The sequence below is a fragment of the Micromonospora sp. NPDC047548 genome (assembly GCF_040642975.1).
GTDB lineage: Bacteria > Actinomycetota > Actinomycetes > Mycobacteriales > Micromonosporaceae > Micromonospora.
This window is the reverse complement of sequence record NZ_JBEYTI010000006.1, coordinates 95,677-115,645: the sequence shown is the minus strand read 5'-3', so window position 1 is coordinate 115,645 and position 19,969 is coordinate 95,677. Positions and strand designations below refer to the sequence as shown.

Here is a 19,969-nt window from a genome sequence, read left to right as displayed (position 1 = left end):
CAGCGGGCGCACAGTGACGCCGGGGCAGAATGGCCGCGTGACAACTCCCCGAGACCTGGTCCTGCTCGGCTCCACCGGTTCGATCGGCACCCAGGCCATCGACATCGTCAAGCGCAACCCGGACCGGTTCCGGGTGGTGGCGCTCGGCGCCGGTGGCGGCAACGTCGAACTGCTCGCCGCGCAGGCCCTGGAGCTGGGCGTGGACGCGGTCGGGGTGGCGAAATCCTCCGCCGCGCAGGACCTCCAGCTGGCCTTCTATGCCGAGGCGAGCCGGCGCGGCTGGGCCACCGGGGACTTCCGGCTGCCGAAGATCGTCGCCGGCCCGGACGCCATGACCGAACTGGCGCAGTGGCCCTGCGACGTGGTCCTCAACGGGGTGGTCGGCTCGCTCGGGCTCGCGCCGACGCTGGCGGCGCTGCGCGCGGGTCGTACCCTCGCCCTGGCCAACAAGGAGTCGCTGGTGGCCGGCGGCCCCCTCGTGCGGGCCGCGGTGACGCGGCCGGGGCAGATCGTGCCGGTGGATTCGGAGCACTCGGCCCTCGCCCAGTGCCTGCGCGGCGGGACGCGCGGCGAGGTGCGGCGGCTGGTCGTCACCGCCAGCGGCGGCCCCTTCCGGGGGAAGCGGCGCGACGAGTTGACGCAGGTCACACCCGCGCAGGCGCTTGCGCACCCCACCTGGAACATGGGGCCGGTCGTCACCATCAACTCCGCCACCATGGTCAACAAGGCGCTGGAGGTGATCGAGGCGCACGAGCTCTTCGACGTGCCCTACGCCGACATCACCGTGATGGTCCACCCACAGTCGGTGATCCACTCGATGGTCGAGTTCGTGGACGGCTCCACCCTCGCCCAGGCCAGCCCGCCGGACATGCGGCTGCCGATCGCGCTCGGCCTCGGCTGGCCGAACCGGGTGGGTGACGCCGCCGCCGCGGTCGACTGGACGAAGGCACACACCTGGGAGTTTGCCCCGCTGGACGACGAGGCGTTCCCGGCGGTCGCCCTGGCCAAGGCCGCCGGCGAGACCGGCCGCTGCCGCCCGGCGATCTACAACGCGGCGAACGAGGAGTCCGTCGCGGCGTTCGTCGCCGGCCGGCTGCCCTTCCTCGGCATCGTCGACACCCTCCGGCGAGTGCTGGAGGAGGCTCCCGATTTCGGTGAACCAGGTACCGTCGGGGACGTGCTCGCGGCCGAATCGTGGGCGCGCGCGCATGCGCAGGAGATCATCGTGGGGTCGGGGAAGGAAGCCTGATGCTCTATCTGCTCGGGGTGGTGGCGATCGCCCTGGCGATCCTCATCTCGGTGAGCCTGCATGAGGCGGGTCACATGCTGACTGCCAAGGCGTTCGGGATGAAGGTCACCCGCTACTTCGTCGGCTTCGGCCCGACCCTCTGGTCCTTCAAGCGCGGTGAGACCGAGTACGGCCTGAAGGCCATCCCGCTCGGCGGCTTCTGCAAGATCGTCGGCATGACGCCGCAGGACGACGACGTCGAGCCGGGCGACGAGCACCGGGCGATGTGGCGCTACCCGGTGTGGAAGCGGACGATCGTGATGTCCGCCGGCTCGGTCATCCACTTCGCCCTCGCCGTGATCGCCATCTGGCTCGCCGCGATGTTCATGGGCCTGCCGAACAAGGACATCCCCAACCCGCTGCCCGCGCACATCAAGGTCGTGGACTGCGTCATCCCCACCGACGCCCCGCGCGAGTGCGCCCCCGGCGACCCGGTGAGCCCCGCCAAGCAGGCCGGGCTGCGCGACGACGACAGGATCCTCGCGGTGAACGGCACCGCAGTCGCCGACTACACCGCCCTGGTCAAGGCCGTCCGCGACCTTCCGCCGGGCAAGCCGGCCACCATCCGGTACGAGCGCGACGGCGTGCCGGGCGAGGTCCAGGCCAACCTGGCCGCGGTGCAGCGCAAGCCGCTGGACAACCCGGAGGGCGCCCTGGTCACCGTCTCCGCGCTCGGCGTCGCCGGTCCCGCGCTGCCGCCGGGCGTCCCGGCCACCGTCACGTACGGGCCGGTCGAGGCGATCCCGGCCACCGCCGGCTACACCAAGGACCTCGCCGTCGGCACGTACGAGGCGATGAAGCGGATCCCGGAGAAGGTCCCCGCCCTCTGGACCGCCGTCACCGGTGGCGAGCGGGACAAGGACACCCCGATCAGCGTGGTCGGCGCCAGCCGGCTCGGCGGCGAGGCGCTGGCGAACGGCTTCTGGGAGATGCTGCCCCACCTGTTCATCTCGCTGAACTTCTTCGTCGGCGTGTTCAACCTGCTGCCGCTGCTGCCGCTGGACGGCGGGCACATCGCCATCGCCTGGTTCGAGCGGGTCCGCTCCTGGCTGTACGCCCGGATCGGCCGCCGCGACCCGGGCCGGGTGGACTACATGAAGCTCATGCCGCTCACGTACGCGGTGATCCTGGTCGGTGGCGCGTTTACGCTGCTCACCGCCACCGCGGACATCATCAACCCGATCACGCTCTTCTCAAGGTGAGTGCCTGAAGTGACCGCTGTCAGTCTCGGTATGCCCGCCGTGCCGCCCCCGTCGCTCGCCCCGCGCCGGGCCAGCCGCCAGATCATGGTCGGCTCGGTGCCGGTCGGTGGGAGTGCGCCGGTCTCGGTGCAGTCGATGACCACCACCCTCACCTCCGACGTCAACGCCACCCTCCAGCAGATCGCCGAGCTGACCGCGTCCGGCTGCCAGATCGTCCGGGTCGCCGTGCCCAGCCAGGACGACGTCGAGGCGCTGCCGGCGATCGCGCGCAAGTCGCAGATCCCGGTGATCGCCGACATCCACTTCCAGCCGAAGTACGTCTTCGCCGCGATCGACGCCGGCTGTGCCGCGGTCCGGGTCAACCCGGGCAACATCCGGCAGTTCGACGACAAGGTCAAGGAGATCGCCAAGGCGGCCGGTGACGCGGGCGTGCCGATCCGGATCGGCGTGAACGCCGGCTCGCTGGACAAGCGGCTGCTCGCCAAGTACGGCAAGGCCACCGCCGAGGCGCTGGTCGAGTCGGCGCTCTGGGAGTGCTCGCTCTTCGAGGAGCACGGGTTCCAGGACATCAAGATCTCGGTCAAGCACAACGACCCGGTGGTCATGATCCGGGCGTACCGGCAGCTCGCCGAGCAGTGCGACTACCCGCTGCACCTGGGGGTGACCGAGGCGGGGCCGGCGTTCCAGGGCACCATCAAGTCGGCGGTCGCCTTCGGCGCGCTGCTGGCCGAGGGGATCGGCGACACGATCCGGGTCTCCCTCTCCGCGCCGCCGGTCGAGGAGATCAAGGTCGGCAACCAGATCCTGGAGTCGCTGGGCCTGCGCGAGCGCGGCCTGGAGATCGTGTCCTGCCCGTCCTGCGGCCGGGCCCAGGTCGACGTCTACAAGCTCGCCGAGGAGGTCACCGCCGGCCTGGAGGGGCTGCCGGTGCCGCTGCGCGTCGCCGTGATGGGCTGCGTGGTGAACGGCCCGGGTGAGGCCCGCGAGGCCGACCTCGGTGTCGCCTCCGGCAACGGCAAGGGCCAGATCTTCGTCAAGGGCCAGGTCATCAAGACCGTGCCCGAGGGGCAGATCGTCGAGACGCTGATCGAGGAGGCGCTCCGCCTCGCCGACGAGATGGGCGCGGAGATCCCCGAGGAACTGCGCGACCTCGTCCCCGGCGCCACCGTAACCGTCCACTGACCGACCCCGTCCCCGGCGCCGCCCCGACGCACGACGCGAACGCACCTACAGCGACGGAGTGGCCATTCCGAGAGGAATGGCCACTCTTTCTCTGTACGAGGGCGTCCCGTGCCCCGGAGGGCGGCGGCGGTCACTCGGATTCGGCGAGGATGGCGTAGAGCTTGCGGCGGGTCTCGTCGAGGACCTGGGCCGCCCGTTCGCGCTGGTCGTCGGTGCCGGTCATCATCACCTGGCGCAGCGCGTTCATCGCCTGCGCCCCGGCGTCGCGGATGTCGTGCCAGCTGTTGACGGTGTTCTCGGCGAACTCCGCCCAGGGCGGGGTCTGCGCCGCGGTGGCGGCCTCCTCGCGGCCGGCGTCGGTGACGGCGAACCGCTTCCGACCCCCGGTGGAGGAGTCCGTGCTGGCGGCGATGACCCCCTCGTCCTCCAGCAGTTGGAGGGTCGGGTAGATCGAGCCCGGGCTGGGTCGCCAGGCCCCGCCGGTGCGGGAGTCGATCTCCTGGATCATCTCGTACCCGTGCATCGGCCGCTCGGTGAGCAGGGCCAGCACGGCGCCGCGGACGTTCGGTCGGCGTCCGCGGCCCCGACCCCGGCCGCCCCGGCCGCCGCCCCAGCCGCCGTGCCCGTGCGGGCCGGGCGGGAAGCCGAACCCGCGTCGACGGGCCTCGTGCATCGCGTGGAAGTGCTGATGGAATGTCATGCCATGATCCCTTCTCGGACTGTCGTTGATGCATCGACGATATATCGGCAATGTGTCATCGACAAGGCCGGGGATGCAAACCGTACGTACGTCTTGTTAGAGTGTCGGGCGTGCGACTGCTCCCCGAACCGGGCCCGGCCCGGACCCTCGCCCTCTCCGCCCTGGTCAACACCGTCGGCCGGGGCACCTGGCTGACCGTCAGCGCGCTCTTCCTCACCCGTTCGGTCGGCCTGTCGGTGAGTCAGGTCGGCCTCGGCCTCACCGTCACCGCACTGGTCGGCCTGGTCGCCAGCACCCCGATGGGCTACCTGGCCGACCGGCACGGCCCGCGCGGCATCCAGCTCGCCGCGCTGGTCGCCTCCGGCGCCTGCACCGCCGCCCTGGTGGCCGTCCGGTCGTTCCCGGCGTTCCTGGTGGTCGGCGTGCTGATGGCGGTCGCCGACGCCGCCAGCCGGGGCGCCCGGGGCGCGCTGATCGCCGGGGCGGTCCCCGCCGACCAGCGGGTCCGTACCCGGGCCTGGCTGCGTGCCGTCACCAACGTCGGGATCTCGGTCGGCGCCGTGGTCGCCGGCGTCGGGCTCGCCGCCGACACCCGGGCCGCGTACGTCGCGCTGATCCTGCTCAACTGCGTCACCTACCTGCTGGCGGCGGCGATCCTGCTCCGACTGACGCCGGTCCCGCCCGTTCCGGCACCCGCGCACGGGCCGCGGCTGATCGCGCTGCGGGACCGCCCGTTCCTGGCCTTCACGATGCTCGACGGGCTGATGTCGATGCACTTCGGGCTGCTCAACATCGCCCTGCCGCTGTGGATCGCCGACCACACCACGGCCCCGCACTGGCTCATCTCGGCCTGCATGCTGGTCAACACAGTGACGGTGGTGCTCTTCCAGGTCCGCGCCTCGCGCGGCACCGAGGAGCTACCCGGGGCCGCGCGGGCCGCCCGGCGGGCCGGCGTGGTCATCGCGGTGGCCTGCGCGATCTTCGCTGCCAGCGCCGGCGTGCCGACCCCGGCCGCCGTGGCGCTGCTGCTGGCCGGGGCGCTGGTGCACGTGGTCGGCGAGCTGTGGCACGCGGCGGCGGGCTGGGGCATCTCCTTCGGCCTCGCCCCGGCCCGGGCGCAGGGTCAGTATCAGGGCGCGTACGGGATGGGCATGCAGCTCGGCGGGATGGCGGCCCCGGTGGTGGTGACCAGCCTCGCGGTCGGCTGGGGCGCGCCCGGCTGGCTGCTGCTCGGCGGGTTGTTCCTGCTGCTCGGCGCGCTGGTGCCGCCGGTCGTGCGGTGGGCGGCGCGGAGCCGGCCGGCCGAGCCGGTGACCGAGCCGGTCACCGTCTGACCCGGTCGGCCGGCGCGCTGCCGCCCCCATCTGGCAGGCTGGTAGCCGTGCTGACGGTGCCGGTACGCCAACTGGGGGAGTCGGAGCGCCGCGCGGTCGAGCGGCTGCTCGACCTCGACCCGTTCGCGGGCGCGCAGGTCGCCGAGCGGATCGCTGCCCGTGGCCTGGCCTGGTGGCGGGCCGAGGGGCGGATCCTGGGGTACGGAACCCGGCGCAACCTGGAGTCGATCTGCTGGCTGGGCGGCAACCTCACCCCGGTGCTCGCCTCGGAGCCGGCGGTCGCGGCCTTCGCCGAGCAGCTCGCCGCCGAGGAGCGCCTCTGCTCCTCGATCGTGGGGCGGGCCGACGCGGTGCTCGGCCTCTGGGACCGGCTCTCGGTGCACTGGGGCCCGGCCCGGGACGTACGCCCCAACCAGCCGCTGCTGGCCACCGACGCGCTGCCCCCGGTGCCCGCCGATCCGCAGGTGCGCCAGGTGCGCGGCGGTGAGATCGACCGGCTCTTCCCGGCGGCGGTGGCCATGTACACCGAGGAGGTCGGCGTATCGCCGCTGGCCGAGGACGGCGGGCGGACCTACCGGCGGCGGGTGACCGACCTGGTACGGGCCGATCGGGCGTACGCCCGCTTCGTCGACGGCCGGGTGGTCTTCAAGGCCGAGTTGGCGGTGGTGACCCGGCGTACGGCCCAGGTGCAGGGGGTCTGGGTCGCGCCCGAGTGGCGGGGGCGGGGGATCGCCACGGCGGCGATGGCGGCGGTGGTGCGCGACGCGCTGCTCCGGGTGGCCCCGACCGTGAGCCTCTACGTCAACGACTTCAACCTGCCCGCCCGCCGGGTGTACGAGCGCTGCGGCTTCCGGCCGGTCGGCACCCTGGCCACCGTGCTGTTCTGACGCGACCCCTCCCGCCGGGCATGGCGGGGATCACGCACTCGGACCGCCTCCCCGGCGCTGCTCGGCATCGTCCGGCGGGTCGCCCAGACCTGAGCGGGGCGGGCCGCGTCGCAGGCCGGGGGCGGTCGGGGGCGCGGTAAATGCGTTTGAATAGTCGCGGCCGGAGGACCAGGCTGGGCGTACCGCCACCCCGAGTCCGGAGGGACCCTCCCATGCGCCTGCTCCGTGATCTCTGGGCCACCGCGCCCCGCCGCATGGCGGTCGTGGTCGTGCTGATCGTGCTCGGCGCCGCCGGCCAGGCGGCCGCGTCGGCCCTCGCCGGCCCGGTCCTGGTGCACCGCTCGGCCGCCTTCTTCGCCGCGCTGGTGCTGGCGCTGGTCGCCGCCGTCGTCAGCGATCTCGTCATCGGCCTGCTGATGGCGGGGCTCACCGCCGACTGGTCCGCCGACGTGCGCCGCCGGCTGTGCCGGGTGGCGCTCGGACAGGACCTGACCACCCTGGAGACCACCCCGGTCGGCGAGCTGCTGGACCGCATCGACAACGACGTCTACCAGGTCGCCTCCGAGCTGCGGAACACCGGCGTACGACTCGTCCAGGGGCTGGCCGTGTGCCTGCTGGCCACGGTGAGCGCCCTGTTCGTCTGGTGGCCGGCCGGTGTCGGCATGGTCGTGCTCACCGCGCTGCTCGCCGTCGTGCTGCGCCGCCCCACCGCGCGCATCGCCCCCGCCCGGATGGCCGAGGAGGAGGCCTGGTCGGACCTCGCCGCGGTGATGGAGGAGGCGGTGCACGGCCAGGACGACGTCCGGACCAGCCTGGCCCGGCCGTACGTGCTGCGCCTCTATGCCCGGCGCGCCGCCGAGGTGCTCGCCCGGTGCCGGCGGGTGTTCCTGATGTCCGCCCGGGTCACCACGATCGCCGCCGGCGTGATCCGCGCCGGCATCGCCGCCGTGGTCCTCGGCGGGGCCTGGGCGCTGGCCACCGGCCGCATCGACGGCGCCCGGCTGACCGCGATCTGGCTGCTGGTCATCGCCTTCGGGGCCACCGTCGAGCACCTCGCCCGCTGGGTGCCCCACCTCCAGTACGCGCTCGGCGCGTGGGCCCGGGTGCAACTGCTCTCCGACGCCCGCCAGGAACCCGCCGGCGGCACGGCCCCGGCCGACGGCGACCTGACCGTCCGCGGGCTCACCTTCCACTACTCGAACACCGGCGACGGCGAGCGGGGGCCGGCGCTGCGCGACATCCGGCTCACCTTCGCCCGCGGCCGGTCGTACGCGCTGGTCGGGCGGACCGGGTCGGGCAAGTCCACGCTGGCCAAGGTGCTCACCCGCGCGGTCGACGTGCCGCGCGGCACGGTCTTCCTCGGCGACACCGACCTGGTCGATCTGGACGTCGAGCAGCTACGCCGGTGGGTCGCCGTGGTGCCGCAGCGCACCGAGATCCTGGCCGGGACGCTCGCCGAGAACGTCGCGCTCTTCGACCCCGACCTGCTCGACGACGCCACCCGGGCCCTAGAGGAACTGGGGCTGGCCGGCTGGATCGCCGAGCTGCCCGACGGGATGGGCACGAAGCTGGGCGAGGGCGGGCACGTCCTCTCCGCCGGGCAGGAACAGCTGGTGGCGTTCGCCCGGATCCTGGTCCGTGACCCGCACGTGGTGATCCTCGACGAGGCCACCGCCCGGCTGGACCCGGTCACCGAGACCCGGGTACGCCAGGCCACCGAGCGGTTGCTCACCGACCGGATCGGCATCGTCATCGCCCACCGCCTCTCCTCGGTGCGCCGCTGCGACGAGGTGGTGGTGATGGCCGACGGGGCGGTGCTGGAGGCCGGCCCGCTGCGCGAGTCGGAACGCTTCGCCGAGCTGCTGGCCAGCAGCCACGCCGCCGCGTACGCCCCGGCCGGCGCGGGCCGGGGCGGGGTGGACCTGCTGCCCGGGCCGCGCGACCCGTGGGAGGCCGCCGAGTCGGGCCCCACGCCCGCGGCGGTGACAGCCGACCGGCCGGCCCGGGTGGCCGTGCCGAAGACCGACCCGCCGCCGCTGCCCCCGGCGCCGCCCGCGCGGACCATGCGGGAGATCCTGCGCCTGGCCCTGAACGACCCGCGGTACGGCCTGGTCTCGGTCGGCATGTTCGTCGTCATGTTGCTGCTCGGCCTGGACGGCGCGGTGCTGCCCTGGCTCTGGGCCGACGTGGTGGACGGCGGCAGCCCCTGGCTGCCGGCGCTCGGCATCGCCGCGGCGCTGCTGGTCGTCCTGCCGCTGCCCTTCTACACCAACCTGTGGTTCCCCCAGTGGTGGGTACGCCAGATGCTGCGAATCAGCCTGCGGCTGGTGCACGGGCAGACCGGGGCGCGTCGGGTCAGCGGGCACACCCCAGCCGAGGTGGTGGCCCAGAGCGGCGACACCGAGCGGGTGGTGCAGCTCGCCGACAACCTGGTGGACCAGTTCATCTCGCTGGTGCTCCTGGTGAGCATGACGGTGGTGACCGGCAGCCTCGTGCCGGGACTGTTCTTCGTCGGCACGATGGTGGTGTCCGGGCTGGCCGCGACGCTCTTCGGCCCCCGGTTGGAACGCTCCGCCCGGGGCACGGTCAAGGCCCGGGCCGCGTTCGCCACCGCGCTGGTCTCCTCGCTCTCCGCGGCCCGGACGGTGAAGCTCGCCGGTGCCACCCGCCCCGTGCTCGACCACCTGGCCCTGCTGGACACCGTGCGCAGCGACCGGCAGCGCCGGGAGATCTCGATGCAGGTGTGGGCCCGCTCCACCCCGTCGGTGGCCAGCGGACTGCTGCCGATCGGGGCGTGGGCGCTCTACCTGACCGGTGGGCTCTCCGCGGGCGCTGCGCTGGTGGCGGTCTCCACGCTCGGCGCGGCCCGCTGGTTCGCCTGGACCACGGCGTCGCTGGTCTCGCACTACCCGTCGGCGCGGGTGTGGACCCGGCGCACGGTCGCGATGTCCGGGGTGGGGGCGTACTCGGCGGCGGTGCCCGGGGTGGACCTGGCCGCCGGCACCGCGCCCGCGCCCGTGCCGCCGGCCCGGCGTCCGCTGCGCCGGCTGGAGCTGGCCGGCTTCGGCGCGCTGCACTCCGACGGCACCCTCGCCGTGCGGGAGGTCGACCTGACCGTCGACCGCGGCCAGTTGGTGCTCGTGGTCGGGCCGGTCGGCTCCGGAAAGTCCTCGCTGCTGCGCGCCCTGGCCGGGATCGTGCACCACACCGGCACGCTGCGCTGGAACGGCGAAGCGGTGACCGAGCCGGAGCTGTTCCTCCGCCCGCAGCAGGTGGGGTACGTCGGGCAGCTGCCCCGGGTGCTCTCCGGCACGGTCGCCGACAACATCGCGCTCGGCCACGAGGTCGACGCCGCCGGGGCGGTGGCCACCGCGCAGCTCGACCACGACCTGGCCGCGGCCGGGGGCGGGCTCGGGCTGCTCATCGGCCACAAGGGGACCCGACTCTCCGGCGGCCAGTTGCAGCGCCTGGCGCTGGCCCGGGCGTTGGCGCCGCGTACCGAGCTGCTGGTCGCCGACGACGTCTCGTCGGCGCTGGACGTCACCACCGAGCTGGCACTCTGGGCGGCGCTGCGCGAGCACGGGGTGACCGTGGTCGGTTCGACGTCGAAACGGGCGGCGCTGGTGCGGGCCGACCACGTGGTGGTGCTGCGCGACGGGGCGGTGGCCGCGCAGGGCCCCTGGCGGGAACTGGAGGACGACTGGGGCCACCTGGCCGGCTGACCTAGGGCCCGCTTCCCCCTCGCCGGGTGCCGGCGCGGGGTCGGCACGGGGCGGGGTGGGTCAGAAGGCGCGGGCGTACTGGTCGGGCCAGGCGGGGTGGGCGCCGAGCTTGGCGGCGGCGCGGCGGGGCCAGTACGGGTCCCGCAGCAGTTCCCGGCCGAGCAGCACCAGGTCGGCCTCGCCGCCGGCGACGATCTGCTCGGCCTGCTCCGGCTCGACGATCAGGCCGACCGCGCCGGTGAGCACCCCGGCGTCGCGCCGGATCCGGGCGGCCAGGGGCACCTGGTAGCCGGGCCCGACCGGGATGCCCGCATGGGCGGACGCGCCGCCGGAGGAGGCGTCGACCAGGTCGACCCCGGCGGCGGCCAGCTCACCGGCGAGCACGACGCTGTCCTCGACGGTCCAGCCACCCTCGACCCAGTCGGTGGCGGAGATCCGGGTCAGCACCGGCACCTGTTCGCCGACGGCGGCGCGGACCGCGCGGGCCACCTCCAGGGCGAGCCGCATCCGGGCGGCCCGGTCGCCGCCGTAGCCGTCCGTGCGGTGGTTGGTCAGCGGGGACAGGAACTCGTGCAGCAGGTAGCCGTGCGCGGCGTGGATCTCCACCGCGCCGAAGCCGGCGTCCACCGCCCGGCCGGCGGCGGTGGCGAAGGCGGACACCACGCGGGCGATCCCGGCCTCGTCGAGCGCCGTCGGCTCGCGGTAGTGGGGGAGGAACGGCACGGCGCCGGGACCGACCGGCGTCCAGCCGCCCTCGGTGTCCGGCACGCCGCCGGGCCGCTCCGCCCACGGCCGGTACGTCGACGCCTTGAACCCGGCGTGCGCGAGCTGCACCGCCGGCACCGCGCCCTGCGCGGAGACGAAACCGGTGACCGGCCGCCAGGCGTCGACGTGGGCGTCGGACCAGAGCCCGGTGTCCTGCGGGCTGATCCGCCCCTCGGGGACGACCGCGGTGGCCTCGGTGAGGATCAGGCCGGCGCCGCCGACGGCCCGGGAGCCGAGGTGGATCCGGTGCCAGTCGGTGGGCAGGCCGTCCGGTCCGGCGCTGTACTGGCACATCGGGGCGAGGGCGACCCGGTTGGGCAGGGTGACCGCGCGCAGGGCCAGCGGGGTGAACAGGGAACTCATGTCGTGATCCTCCGTCAGGGGAGTCGGGGAGGGCCCTGCGGGCAGGGCCCTCCCCGATCAACGGTCCGTGCGGAGCCGGGCCGGCCGCGGCCCGGGGCTCAGGCGGGGACGGGGCTCAGCCCGTCCTGCCGGGCCGGCCGCTCGGTCTCCTCGGCGTCGACCAGCTCACGCTTGCCGGCGGAGTCGTACGCGGCCCGGTCCAGGGTGCCCTCCCGGGCGGCGACGATGGTCGGCACCAGCGCCTGCCCGGCCACGTTGGTGGCGGTGCGGATCATGTCCAGGATCGGGTCGATCGCCAGCAGCAGGCCGGCGCCGGCCAGCGGCAGGCCCAGCGTGCTCAGGGTCAGGGTGAGCATCACGATCGCGCCGGTCAGGCCGGCGGTGGCCGCCGAGCCGACCACCGAGACGAAGGCGATCAGCAGGTAGTCGGTGACGCCCAGGTCCACCCCGAAGACCTGCGCGACGAAGATCGCCGCCAGGGCCGGGTAGATGGCCGCGCAGCCGTCCATCTTCGTGGTCGCGCCGAACGGCACCGCGAAGGAGGCGTACTCGCGGGGGACGCCCAGGCGCTCGACGGACCGCTGGGTCACCGGCATGGTGCCCACCGAGGAGCGGGAGACGAAGGCCAGCTCGATCGCCGGCCAGGCGCCGGCGAAGAACCGCAGCGGGTTGAGCCGGCCGGCCGCCACCAGCAGCAGCGGGTAGACCACGAACAGCACGATCGCGCAGCCGACGTAGACGGCGGTGGTGAACTTGGCCAGCGGGGCCAGCAGGTCCCAGCCGTACGAGGCGACGGCGTTGCCGATCAGGCCGAGGGTGCCGATCGGGGCGAGCCGGATCACCCACCAGAGCGCCTTCTGCACGATGGTCAGCACGGAGCGGTTGAACTCGACGAACGGCTCGGCGGCCTGGCCGACGAGCAGCGCGGCGGCGCCGACCACCAGGGCGAGGAAGACGATCTGGAGCACGTTGCCCTCGACGAACGCGCCGACCGGGTTGGTGGGCACGATGCCGGTGAGGAAGTCGATCCAGGAGCCGCTCTTCTTCGGCGCGGTGGCTCCGGCCACGTCGAGGGTGACCCCCTTGCCGGGGTCGGTCAGCAGGCCGATGCCGATGCCGATGCTCACCGCGATCAGCGCGGTGATGCCGAACCAGAGCAGCGTCTTCAGCGCCAGCCGGGCGGCGTTGGCCATGCCGCGCAGGCTGACCACGCTGACCACGATCGCGGTGAAGACGAGCGGCGGGACGGCCAGCTTGAGCAGCTGGATGAAGAGGTGGCCGACGGTGTCGAGGGTGCTGGTGAGCCAGCTCAGGTCGTTGGCGCGGGCGAGGAAGCCGAGCGCCACGCCGAGCACGAGGCCGAGCAGGATCTGCACGGAAAAGGGGATCTTGCGCAGGGCGGAAGCCATGAGGATGCGTCCAAGGTCTGTCAGCGGGTCGGTCGGGGCAGCGTCAGGAGAGTGGCTGCGCCGGACAGACGCCACTGGCCTGCAGTCGGAGGTCGACATACAGGCGCACGGTGAGGTGCCAGATGTTGGTCATCGCCTGCCGACGCTACTCCCCGCCGACCCACCGGCGGAAGGAGCGGCTCCCGTGACGCTCCTTACAGGTCCGATTCCTGCCCCGATGCTCCGGTCGGCACGGTCGCCCGGGTCAGCCCGAGTGTGGTCGCGGTGGCCAGGCCCCAGCTGGCCGCCACCGCCAGCAGCACCCGCTCCAGCACACCCACCACGCCGCTGCGGCCCACGGTCAGCATCGCCACGGCGATCGCGGCGGAGCACGGCAACGCCAGCACGGCGCCCAGGCCGGCGATCCACCGCACCGCCCGGCCGGCGGCGGCGGAGCGGAGCAGGGCCAGCATCGCGAGGACCACCGAGGCCGTCGCCGCGATGCTCGCGCCGCCGTGTACCAGATCGGCCACGGTGGGCGTCTCGAAGGGCGGCAGCGGGCAGCCCGCGCTGCACGTCACCGCGCCCGATAGCAGCGTGAGGACGCCGCCGGCCACGAGCAGCGCCCCGGCCACCCGCAGCGCCGTGGGCAGCGCCACCGCGAGCAGCAGCAGCGCGGCGGCCAGGGCGAAGATCCCGATCCGGTACGCCGCGGCGTACCGGCTGTCGGTGACGCCGGCCTCGCTGACGTACCCGGTGGGGCCCGGACCGGGACCGGCGACCACGGCGACCGTCACCGCGACCACGCCCGCCAGGGTGCAGCCGGCGGCGGCCGACGCGGCGGCGACCCGGCCGAGGCCCCGGTCAGCCACGCCCGTGTGGCGTGGTCCAGCCGTGCAGGCCTGGACCGAGCGGCACGATGCCGGTCGGGTTGATCTCCCGATGCGTGCCGTAGTAGTGCCGCTTGATGTGGTCGAAGTCGACCGTCTCGCCGAAGCCCGGGGTCTGGAACAGGTCCCGGGCGTACGCCCAGAGCACCGGCATCTCGGTCAGCTTCTGCCGGTTGCACTTGAAGTGCCCGTGGTACGCCACGTCGAAGCGGACCAGTGTGGTGAAGAACCGCACGTCCGCCTCGGTGATCGCGTCGCCCATCAGGTAGCGGCGCCCGGCCAGTCGCTCCGACAGCGCGTCCAGCCGGGCGAAGAGCGCCAGGTACGCCTCGTCGTACGCCTCCTGCGAGGTGGCGAAGCCGCACCGGTAGACGCCGTTGTTGACGTCCCGGTGGATCTCCGTCATCAGCGCGTCCATCTCCGGGCGCAGCTCGACCGGGTAGAGGTCGGGCGCGTCGGGCTTGTGGAACCGCCGCCACTCGGTCGAGAAGTCCAGGGTGAGCTGCGGATAGTCGTTGGTGACCACCCGCCCGGTCAACGTGTCCACCAACGCCGGCACGGTGACTCGGCCCAGGTAGTCCGCGTCGGTGGCCAGGTACGCCTCGGAGAGGAAGCCGATGCCCAGCACCGGGTCGAAGCCGTCCTGGTCGAGGGTGAACCGCCAGCCCCGCTCGTCCCGGATCGGGTCGACGGTGCCGAGCGAGATCACCTCGTCCAGCCCCAGCAGGCTGCGGACGATCCGCGCCCGGTGCGCCCACGGGCAGGCCCGGCACCAGATCAGCCGGTACCGGCCGGCCTCCAGCGGCCAGCGGTCCTGGTCGTCCGGGCCGCCGCCCTCCGGCGAGGTGGAGTGCGGGGTGACCCGACCGGTGAACCGGTTGGGCTGGCGGACGAACGCGCCGCTGCCGGCGGTCTCTGCGCTGAACTGGGCCCGGGCCATGCCGCCAACCTATCCGGTCGGCGCGCGGATATCCTGGCGCTCGGGCGTCCCCGCGACCCGGGCGACGCCGCCGCCGAGCCCCTTCCCACCCCCGAAGGACAGCGCCGATGACCGTGGCATACCTCGTGGCCGGAGTCCGCACCCCGATCGGCCGGTACGCCGGCGCCCTCGCCGGGGTACGCCCCGACGACCTCGCCGCCCACGTGATCCGCGAGCTGGTCGCCCGCCACCCGTCGGTGGACTGGGCCCGCACCGACGACGTGATCCTGGGCTGCGCCAACCAGGCCGGCGAGGACAACCGCAACGTGGCCCGGATGGCGGCGCTGCTGGCCGGGCTGCCCGAGGAGGTCCCCGGCAGCACGGTCAATCGGCTCTGCGGCTCCGGCCTGGACGCGCTGGCCACCGCCGCCCGGTCCATCGTGGCCGGGGAGGCCGACCTGGTGGTCGCCGGTGGCGTGGAGAGCATGAGCCGCGCTCCCTTCGTCATGCCGAAGGCGGCGACGCCGTTCTCCCGCACCGCCGAGGTGTACGACACCACCCTCGGCTGGCGGCTGGTCAACCCGCTGATGAAGGCCGGTTGGGGCATCGACTCGATGCCGGAGACGGCGGAGAACGTGGCCGCCGAGTTCGGCGTCGACCGGGCCGTGCAGGACGAGTTCGCGCTGCGCTCGCAGCAGCGGGCCGCCAAGGCGCAGGCCGACGGCCGGTTCGCCGAGGAGATCGTGGCGGTGACCGTGCCGGCCGGGCGGCGCGAGACGAAGCTGGTCGAGGTCGACGAGCACCCCCGGGAGACCACGCTGGAGAAGCTCGCCGCGCTGCCCACCCCGTTCCGCGAGGGCGGCACGGTGACCGCCGGCAACTCCTCCGGCGTCAACGACGGCGCCGTGGCGCTGCTGGTGGCCTCCGAGGCCGCGGTCGCCCGGTACGGGCTGACCCCCCTCGCCCGGATCGGCGGCGCCGCCGCTGCCGGCGTACCGCCCCGGATCATGGGGATCGGGCCGGTGCCGGCCACCCGCAGGCTGCTCGACCGCCTCGGGGTGGGCCTCGGCGAGGTCGACGTGGTGGAGCTGAACGAGGCGTTCGCCGCGCAGGGTGTCGCGGTGCTGCGCGAGCTGGGCCTGCCCGAGGACGCCGAGCACGTCAACCCCAACGGCGGCGCGATCGCGCTCGGCCACCCGCTCGGCGCCAGCGGCGCCCGGCTGGCGCTGACCGCCGCGCTGGAGCTGCGCCGCCGGGGCGGCCGGCGGGCCCTGGCCACCATGTGCGTCGGCGTCGGGCAGGGCATCGCGCTGATGCTGGAGTCCGCCGCCTGACTCGCGCCGCCGACCCGCCCTGCGCCGCGAGGTCAGCGACGTGGCGGTGTCCCGGGGCCCGGGACACCGCCGGCGGGCGGTTCGGCGGTCCACCCGCGAATGTGGATCCCCCGCGCTCTGGCGTACGCGCATAGAGTGGTCTGCACCACACGATCCGCAGGTCGGCCGGTGTCGCCTTTGCGTGCCCGCGCGCGCCGGACATCGGTGCCGTCCCGCGCCATTGCGACGAACTGGGGCGAAGCGATGCAGATGCCGGACGGACTTCCCGCCGAGATAGACCTGAGCCGGCCGAGCGCGGCCCGGGTCTACGACTACTTCCTCGGTGGCGCGCACAACTTCGAGATCGATCGGCAGCTGGCCGAGCAGATCGCCAGCATGACCCCGAACCTGGCGGCCACCATGCGCTCCGGGCGGGAATTCCTGCGCCGGGCCGTCCGGGTGCTGCTCGACGCCGGCATCGACCAGTTCCTCGACATCGGTTCGGGCATCCCCACCGTCGGCAACGTGCACGAGGTGGCGCAGGCCGCCAACCCGCAGGCGCGGATCGTGTACGTCGACATCGACCCGGTGGCGGTGGCGCACAGCCGGGAGCTGCTGGCCGGCAACGACCGGGCCACCGCGATCCGCGCCGACCTGCGGGAGCCCAAGCTGATCCTGGACGAGGCCCGGGCCAGCGGCCTGATCGACTTCAGCCGCCCGGTGGGCATCCTGCTCGCCGGAGTGGTGCACTTCATCCCCGATGTGGACCGCCCGGCCGACATCCTCGCCGCCCTGCGGGCCGCCGCGGTGCCCGGCAGCTTCCTGGTCATCTCCCACTCCACCTTCGAGGACCAGCCGCAGGAGATGCTCGACGCGCAGCGGCTGTCGGCGCGTACCGCCACCGAGATCACGCTGCGGTCCCGGGCCGACGTCACCGGCTTCTTCGGCGACTGGACGATCCTGGAGCCGGGCGTCGTGCACATGCCGCTGTGGCGGCCCGACTCGCCCTCCGACGTGGACGAGCACCCCGAGCGGTTCGGCGCGTTCGGCGGCGTCGCCCGGTACGACCGCCACGCCGGCTGAGCCCGACATGGCCGCCGTCCCGGATCCTGGCGGAGACGACCTCGACCGCCCCGGCGCCCACCGGTACGCCGCCGAGTGGGCCCGGGCGGTGCGCCGGCTCGGTTTCGTGCCGCTGAGCGCGGACGAGACCGAGCGGCTGCTGTTCGCGCACACCGTACGGCTGGGCCAGGCCGTGCTGGCCGGGGAGTTCGCCGCCACCCCGGCGGAGGACGTGGGCCGGGCGCTGGTGGCGGCGCACCTCACCGAGCCCCGGGTCCTGGACTGGTCGGTGCACGCCCTCGGTGACCGGTTCCTGGCGCAGGTGCTGCCGGTCCGGGCCCACCGCGCCGACGCCGCCGACCGGGTGGCGGCGTTGCAGGGGGCGCTCGCGTCCGGGTTCGCCCGCGCCCTGCGCAACCGGACCTTCAGCCAGCAGGAACGCATCGCGCGCTCGGCCTGGCAGGCCCGGGACGCGGTGGAGCGGGCGCTGCGCGACAGCGAGGCCCGCTTCCGCGCGGTCTTCACCGGCGCGGTGATCGGCATCGGCATCGCCGGCATCGACGGACAGATCATCGAGGTCAACCAGTCCTTCGCCGACATGCTCGGCTATCCCACGGACGAGCTGCGGCAGCTCAACGTGACGTCGCTGTTCCACGCCGACGACGCCGCCGGCATGTGGGAGCTGTACCAGGAGCTGATCGAGGGCAAGCAGGACCACGCCCGGGTGGAGAAGCGCTACCACCGCAAGGACGGCACAGTCGTCTGGACCGACCTGGCGGTCTCGCTGATCCGGCACGACGACGGCCGCCCCCGGTTCACCGTGGCGATGATCGAGGACATCACCGAGCGGTACGAGCTCCAGCAGCGCCTGCGCTTCCAGGCCCTGCACGACCCGCTGACCGGCCTGCCCAACCGGACGCTGTTCTTCGAGACGCTGGGCCGGTGCTTCGACCTCGCCGGTCCCGAGCAGCGGATCGGCGTCTGCTTCCTGGACCTGGACGGCTTCAAGGCGGTCAACGACAGCCTCGGCCACGACCTCGGCGACCGGCTGCTGATCACCATCGCCCGCCGGCTGGCCGACTGCGTGTCCGGGCAGGGCCACCTGGTCGCCCGGATGGGCGGCGACGAGTTCGTCATCCTGGTCGACGGCGGCGAGGGGCTCGACGAGGCGGTCGGCGTCGCCGAGCTGGCCCTGGCGGCGGTGGCCGCCCCGGTGCTGATCGGCGACCACCAGCTCGCGGTCTCCGCCAGCGTCGGCGTGGTGGAGTGCCCGGCCGCGGAGACCAGCGCCTCCGAGCTGATGAAGGCCGCCGACACCACCCTCTACTGGGCGAAGGCGGAGGGCCGGGGCCGCTGGGCGGTGTACGACCCGGAGCGCAGCGCCGCCTACATCGCCCGGTCGGCGCTCGCCGCCGGCCTGCCGGCCGCCCTGGACCGGGACGAGTTCGTGGTCCACTACCAGCCGATCGTCTCGCTGCTGGACGGGCAGATGCTGGCGGTGGAGGCGCTGGTCCGCTGGCGGCACCCGGAGCTGGGCCTGGTCGGGCCGGACCGGTTCATCGGGCTGGCCGAGGAGACCGGCCTGATCGTCCGCCTCGGCGAGTGGGTGCTGGGGCAGGCCTGCCGGGACGCCCGGGCCTGGCACCGCGAGTTCCCGGCGCAGCGGCTGGTGGTGAGCGTCAACCTGGCCGCCCGGCAGGCCGACGACCCGGCCATCGTGGACACGGTCGCCGGTGCGTTGCGCCGCACCGGCCTGCCGGCGGAGCTGTTGCAGCTCGAGCTGACCGAGAGCGCGGTGATGGGCACCGCCGGGGAGCCGCTGCGCTCGCTGCACCGGCTGGCCGACCTCGGGGTACGGCTGGCGATCGACGACTTCGGCACCGGGTACTCCAACCTGGCGTACCTGCGGCGGCTGCCGATCCACTGCCTGAAGCTGGCCGGCCCGTTCGTCGAGGGGATCCGGGCCGACGACCCGGACGCCCCGGCCGACCACCGGGACGAGCGCATCGTGGACGCGCTGGTCCGGCTGGCGCACGCGCTGGAGCTGTCGGTGACCGCCGAGGCGGTGGAGACCGGCGCGCAGGCCGAACGGCTGCGGGCGCTGCGGTGCGACACCGGGCAGGGGCGTTGGTTCGGTGCGCCGATGCCGGCGGACCAGATCACCGCCCGGCTGCGCGGTGGGGAGGCGGCGTGAGCGGGCGGTGGTCGTACCGCCCTCGGTCGCCGGAGCGGCGACAGGCGGAGGCGGCGGTGTGGGCCTGACGGACTCGCAGGCGGCGGTGTCGGTGGTGGCGGCGCTGGCCATCCTGGCCGGGCCGGTCGACGTGGCCGAGCCGGGCGTCGTGGTCACAGTGCCGTAGCCGCGCCGGCTACCGCGGGAACTGGGTTGCCTGGTCCCCACACCTGCGGCAGCCTTCGCAAGGTGATGGAAACCCGTGTGCTCAACGAGGGCGATTGGAAGATCTGGAGGGAACTGCGGCTCGCCGCGCTGGCGGAGGCGGCGTACGCCTTCGGCTCCCAACTGGCGGACTGGCAGGGCGACGGCGACCGTGAGGAACGCTGGCGCGGGCGGTTGGCCATCCCCCGCTCGTACAACGTGGTGGCGATGCTCGACGGGCAGCCCGTCGGGATGGCCAGCGGGGTGCCGACCGATCTGGACGGCGTCGTCGAGCTGATCTCGATGTACGTGGCGCCGGTGGGACGGGGCCGGAGCGTGGGCGACCACCTCGTGCGGGCGGTCGAGCAGTGGGCCCGGCAGGTGGGCGCGGGGACGCTGCGGCTGGCCGTGGTGGAGGGCAACAAGAACGCCTGGGCGCTCTACCAGCGCAACGGCTTCCGTGACACGGGTGAGCCCGGCGATCTCATGCCCGACGGCCTGCGTCGGGAGCACATCATGGCCAAGAGTCTCGTTCCTTAGCGGTCCGGCCGCCGATCGAGGGCGCGCCGCGACCGGA

Annotated in this window: 15 protein-coding genes; 10 read left to right on the top strand and 5 right to left on the bottom strand. The window is 73.9% G+C overall.

Annotated features, from left to right (window positions below; genetic code table 11):
- The first annotated feature begins 37 nt into the window (after nucleotides 1-37).
- From dxr to ispG, 3 genes are read left to right on the top strand one after another with little or no spacing between them, the layout of a single operon-like run.
- Nucleotides 38-1,249: a 1-deoxy-D-xylulose-5-phosphate reductoisomerase gene (dxr, locus tag ABZ807_RS08680; protein WP_357154436.1), complete on the top strand. Its 1,212-nt coding sequence runs from the start codon at nucleotides 38-40 to the stop codon at nucleotides 1,247-1,249.
- Nucleotides 1,249-2,490 (top strand): site-2 protease family protein, encoded by a 1,242-nt coding sequence (locus ABZ807_RS08675; RefSeq protein WP_357154433.1) that lies wholly within the window; start codon nucleotides 1,249-1,251, stop codon nucleotides 2,488-2,490. Before dxr ends, ABZ807_RS08675 begins: the two co-directional genes overlap by 1 nt.
- A gap of 9 nt (nucleotides 2,491-2,499) precedes the next feature.
- Complete coding sequence (gene ispG, locus ABZ807_RS08670; protein WP_357154430.1) at nucleotides 2,500-3,672, top strand: flavodoxin-dependent (E)-4-hydroxy-3-methylbut-2-enyl-diphosphate synthase; 1,173 nt, start codon at nucleotides 2,500-2,502, stop codon at nucleotides 3,670-3,672.
- 130 nt (nucleotides 3,673-3,802) lie between these two features.
- On the opposite strand, the gene ABZ807_RS08665 is transcribed toward ispG, so the two are convergent.
- A complete protein-coding gene (locus ABZ807_RS08665) occupies nucleotides 3,803-4,372 on the bottom strand; it encodes a PadR family transcriptional regulator (protein ID WP_357154428.1) in 570 nt (189 codons plus the stop codon).
- A 110-nt stretch (nucleotides 4,373-4,482) separates the two neighbouring features.
- Here ABZ807_RS08665 and ABZ807_RS08660 point away from each other — a divergent pair, with 110 nt between their 5' ends.
- From ABZ807_RS08660 to ABZ807_RS08650, 3 genes are all read left to right on the top strand, one after another.
- On the top strand, nucleotides 4,483-5,706 hold the full coding sequence (locus tag ABZ807_RS08660) for an MFS transporter (protein ID WP_357154426.1): 1,224 nt from the start codon (nucleotides 4,483-4,485) through the stop codon (nucleotides 5,704-5,706).
- A 47-nt stretch (nucleotides 5,707-5,753) separates the two neighbouring features.
- Nucleotides 5,754-6,593: a GNAT family N-acetyltransferase gene (locus tag ABZ807_RS08655; RefSeq protein ID WP_357154422.1), complete on the top strand. Its 840-nt coding sequence runs from the start codon at nucleotides 5,754-5,756 to the stop codon at nucleotides 6,591-6,593.
- Between the two features lie 212 nt (nucleotides 6,594-6,805).
- Nucleotides 6,806-10,315 carry an ABC transporter ATP-binding protein gene (locus ABZ807_RS08650; protein ID WP_357154419.1) on the top strand — a complete coding sequence of 1,170 codons (3,510 nt, stop codon included), beginning with the start codon at nucleotides 6,806-6,808 and terminating at the stop codon, nucleotides 10,313-10,315.
- A 60-nt stretch (nucleotides 10,316-10,375) separates the two neighbouring features.
- On the opposite strand, the gene ABZ807_RS08645 is transcribed toward ABZ807_RS08650, so the two are convergent.
- The 4 genes from ABZ807_RS08645 to ABZ807_RS08630 form a co-directional block, all read right to left on the bottom strand.
- Entirely contained in the window at nucleotides 10,376-11,443 is a 1,068-nt protein-coding gene (locus tag ABZ807_RS08645) for an NADH:flavin oxidoreductase/NADH oxidase (RefSeq protein WP_357154416.1), read from the bottom strand.
- A 98-nt stretch (nucleotides 11,444-11,541) separates the two neighbouring features.
- Complete coding sequence (locus ABZ807_RS08640) at nucleotides 11,542-12,840, bottom strand: dicarboxylate/amino acid:cation symporter (protein ID WP_357154793.1); 1,299 nt, start codon at nucleotides 12,838-12,840, stop codon at nucleotides 11,542-11,544.
- A 206-nt stretch (nucleotides 12,841-13,046) separates the two neighbouring features.
- A complete protein-coding gene (locus ABZ807_RS08635) occupies nucleotides 13,047-13,703 on the bottom strand; it encodes a DUF998 domain-containing protein (RefSeq protein ID WP_357154413.1) in 657 nt (218 codons plus the stop codon).
- Nucleotides 13,696-14,661: a glutathione S-transferase C-terminal domain-containing protein gene (locus ABZ807_RS08630; RefSeq protein WP_357154411.1), complete on the bottom strand. Its 966-nt coding sequence runs from the start codon at nucleotides 14,659-14,661 to the stop codon at nucleotides 13,696-13,698. Before ABZ807_RS08630 ends, ABZ807_RS08635 begins: the two co-directional genes overlap by 8 nt.
- Before the next feature lie 107 nt (nucleotides 14,662-14,768).
- On the opposite strand from ABZ807_RS08630, the gene pcaF reads away from it, so the two are divergent.
- From pcaF to ABZ807_RS08610, 4 genes are all read left to right on the top strand, one after another.
- Nucleotides 14,769-15,974, top strand: a complete 1,206-nt coding sequence (pcaF, locus tag ABZ807_RS08625) for a 3-oxoadipyl-CoA thiolase (RefSeq protein WP_357154408.1) — start codon at nucleotides 14,769-14,771, stop codon at nucleotides 15,972-15,974.
- Nucleotides 15,975-16,217: 243 nt separating this feature from the next.
- Nucleotides 16,218-17,036: an SAM-dependent methyltransferase gene (locus ABZ807_RS08620; RefSeq protein WP_357154406.1), complete on the top strand. Its 819-nt coding sequence runs from the start codon at nucleotides 16,218-16,220 to the stop codon at nucleotides 17,034-17,036.
- Between the two features lie 7 nt (nucleotides 17,037-17,043).
- Nucleotides 17,044-19,209 (top strand): EAL domain-containing protein, encoded by a 2,166-nt coding sequence (locus ABZ807_RS08615; protein ID WP_357154403.1) that lies wholly within the window; start codon nucleotides 17,044-17,046, stop codon nucleotides 19,207-19,209.
- 231 nt (nucleotides 19,210-19,440) lie between these two features.
- Entirely contained in the window at nucleotides 19,441-19,932 is a 492-nt protein-coding gene (locus tag ABZ807_RS08610; RefSeq protein WP_357154791.1) for a GNAT family N-acetyltransferase, read from the top strand.
- Nucleotides 19,933-19,969: the final 37 nt, after the last annotated feature.

Coding starts and splice junctions, on each gene's coding strand:
- ABZ807_RS08675 (WP_357154433.1), top strand. CDS start 1,249: ATGCTCTATCTGCTCGGGGTGGTGGCGATCGCCCTGGCGATCCTCATC.
- ABZ807_RS08665 (WP_357154428.1), bottom strand. CDS start 4,372: ATGACATTCCATCAGCACTTCCACGCGATGCACGAGGCCCGTCGACGC.
- ABZ807_RS08650 (WP_357154419.1), top strand. CDS start 6,806: ATGCGCCTGCTCCGTGATCTCTGGGCCACCGCGCCCCGCCGCATGGCG.
- ABZ807_RS08645 (WP_357154416.1), bottom strand. CDS start 11,443: ATGAGTTCCCTGTTCACCCCGCTGGCCCTGCGCGCGGTCACCCTGCCC.
- ABZ807_RS08630 (WP_357154411.1), bottom strand. CDS start 14,661: ATGGCCCGGGCCCAGTTCAGCGCAGAGACCGCCGGCAGCGGCGCGTTC.
- pcaF (WP_357154408.1), top strand. CDS start 14,769: ATGACCGTGGCATACCTCGTGGCCGGAGTCCGCACCCCGATCGGCCGG.
- ABZ807_RS08620 (WP_357154406.1), top strand. CDS start 16,218: ATGCAGATGCCGGACGGACTTCCCGCCGAGATAGACCTGAGCCGGCCG.
- ABZ807_RS08615 (WP_357154403.1), top strand. CDS start 17,044: ATGGCCGCCGTCCCGGATCCTGGCGGAGACGACCTCGACCGCCCCGGC.
- ABZ807_RS08610 (WP_357154791.1), top strand. CDS start 19,441: ATGGAAACCCGTGTGCTCAACGAGGGCGATTGGAAGATCTGGAGGGAA.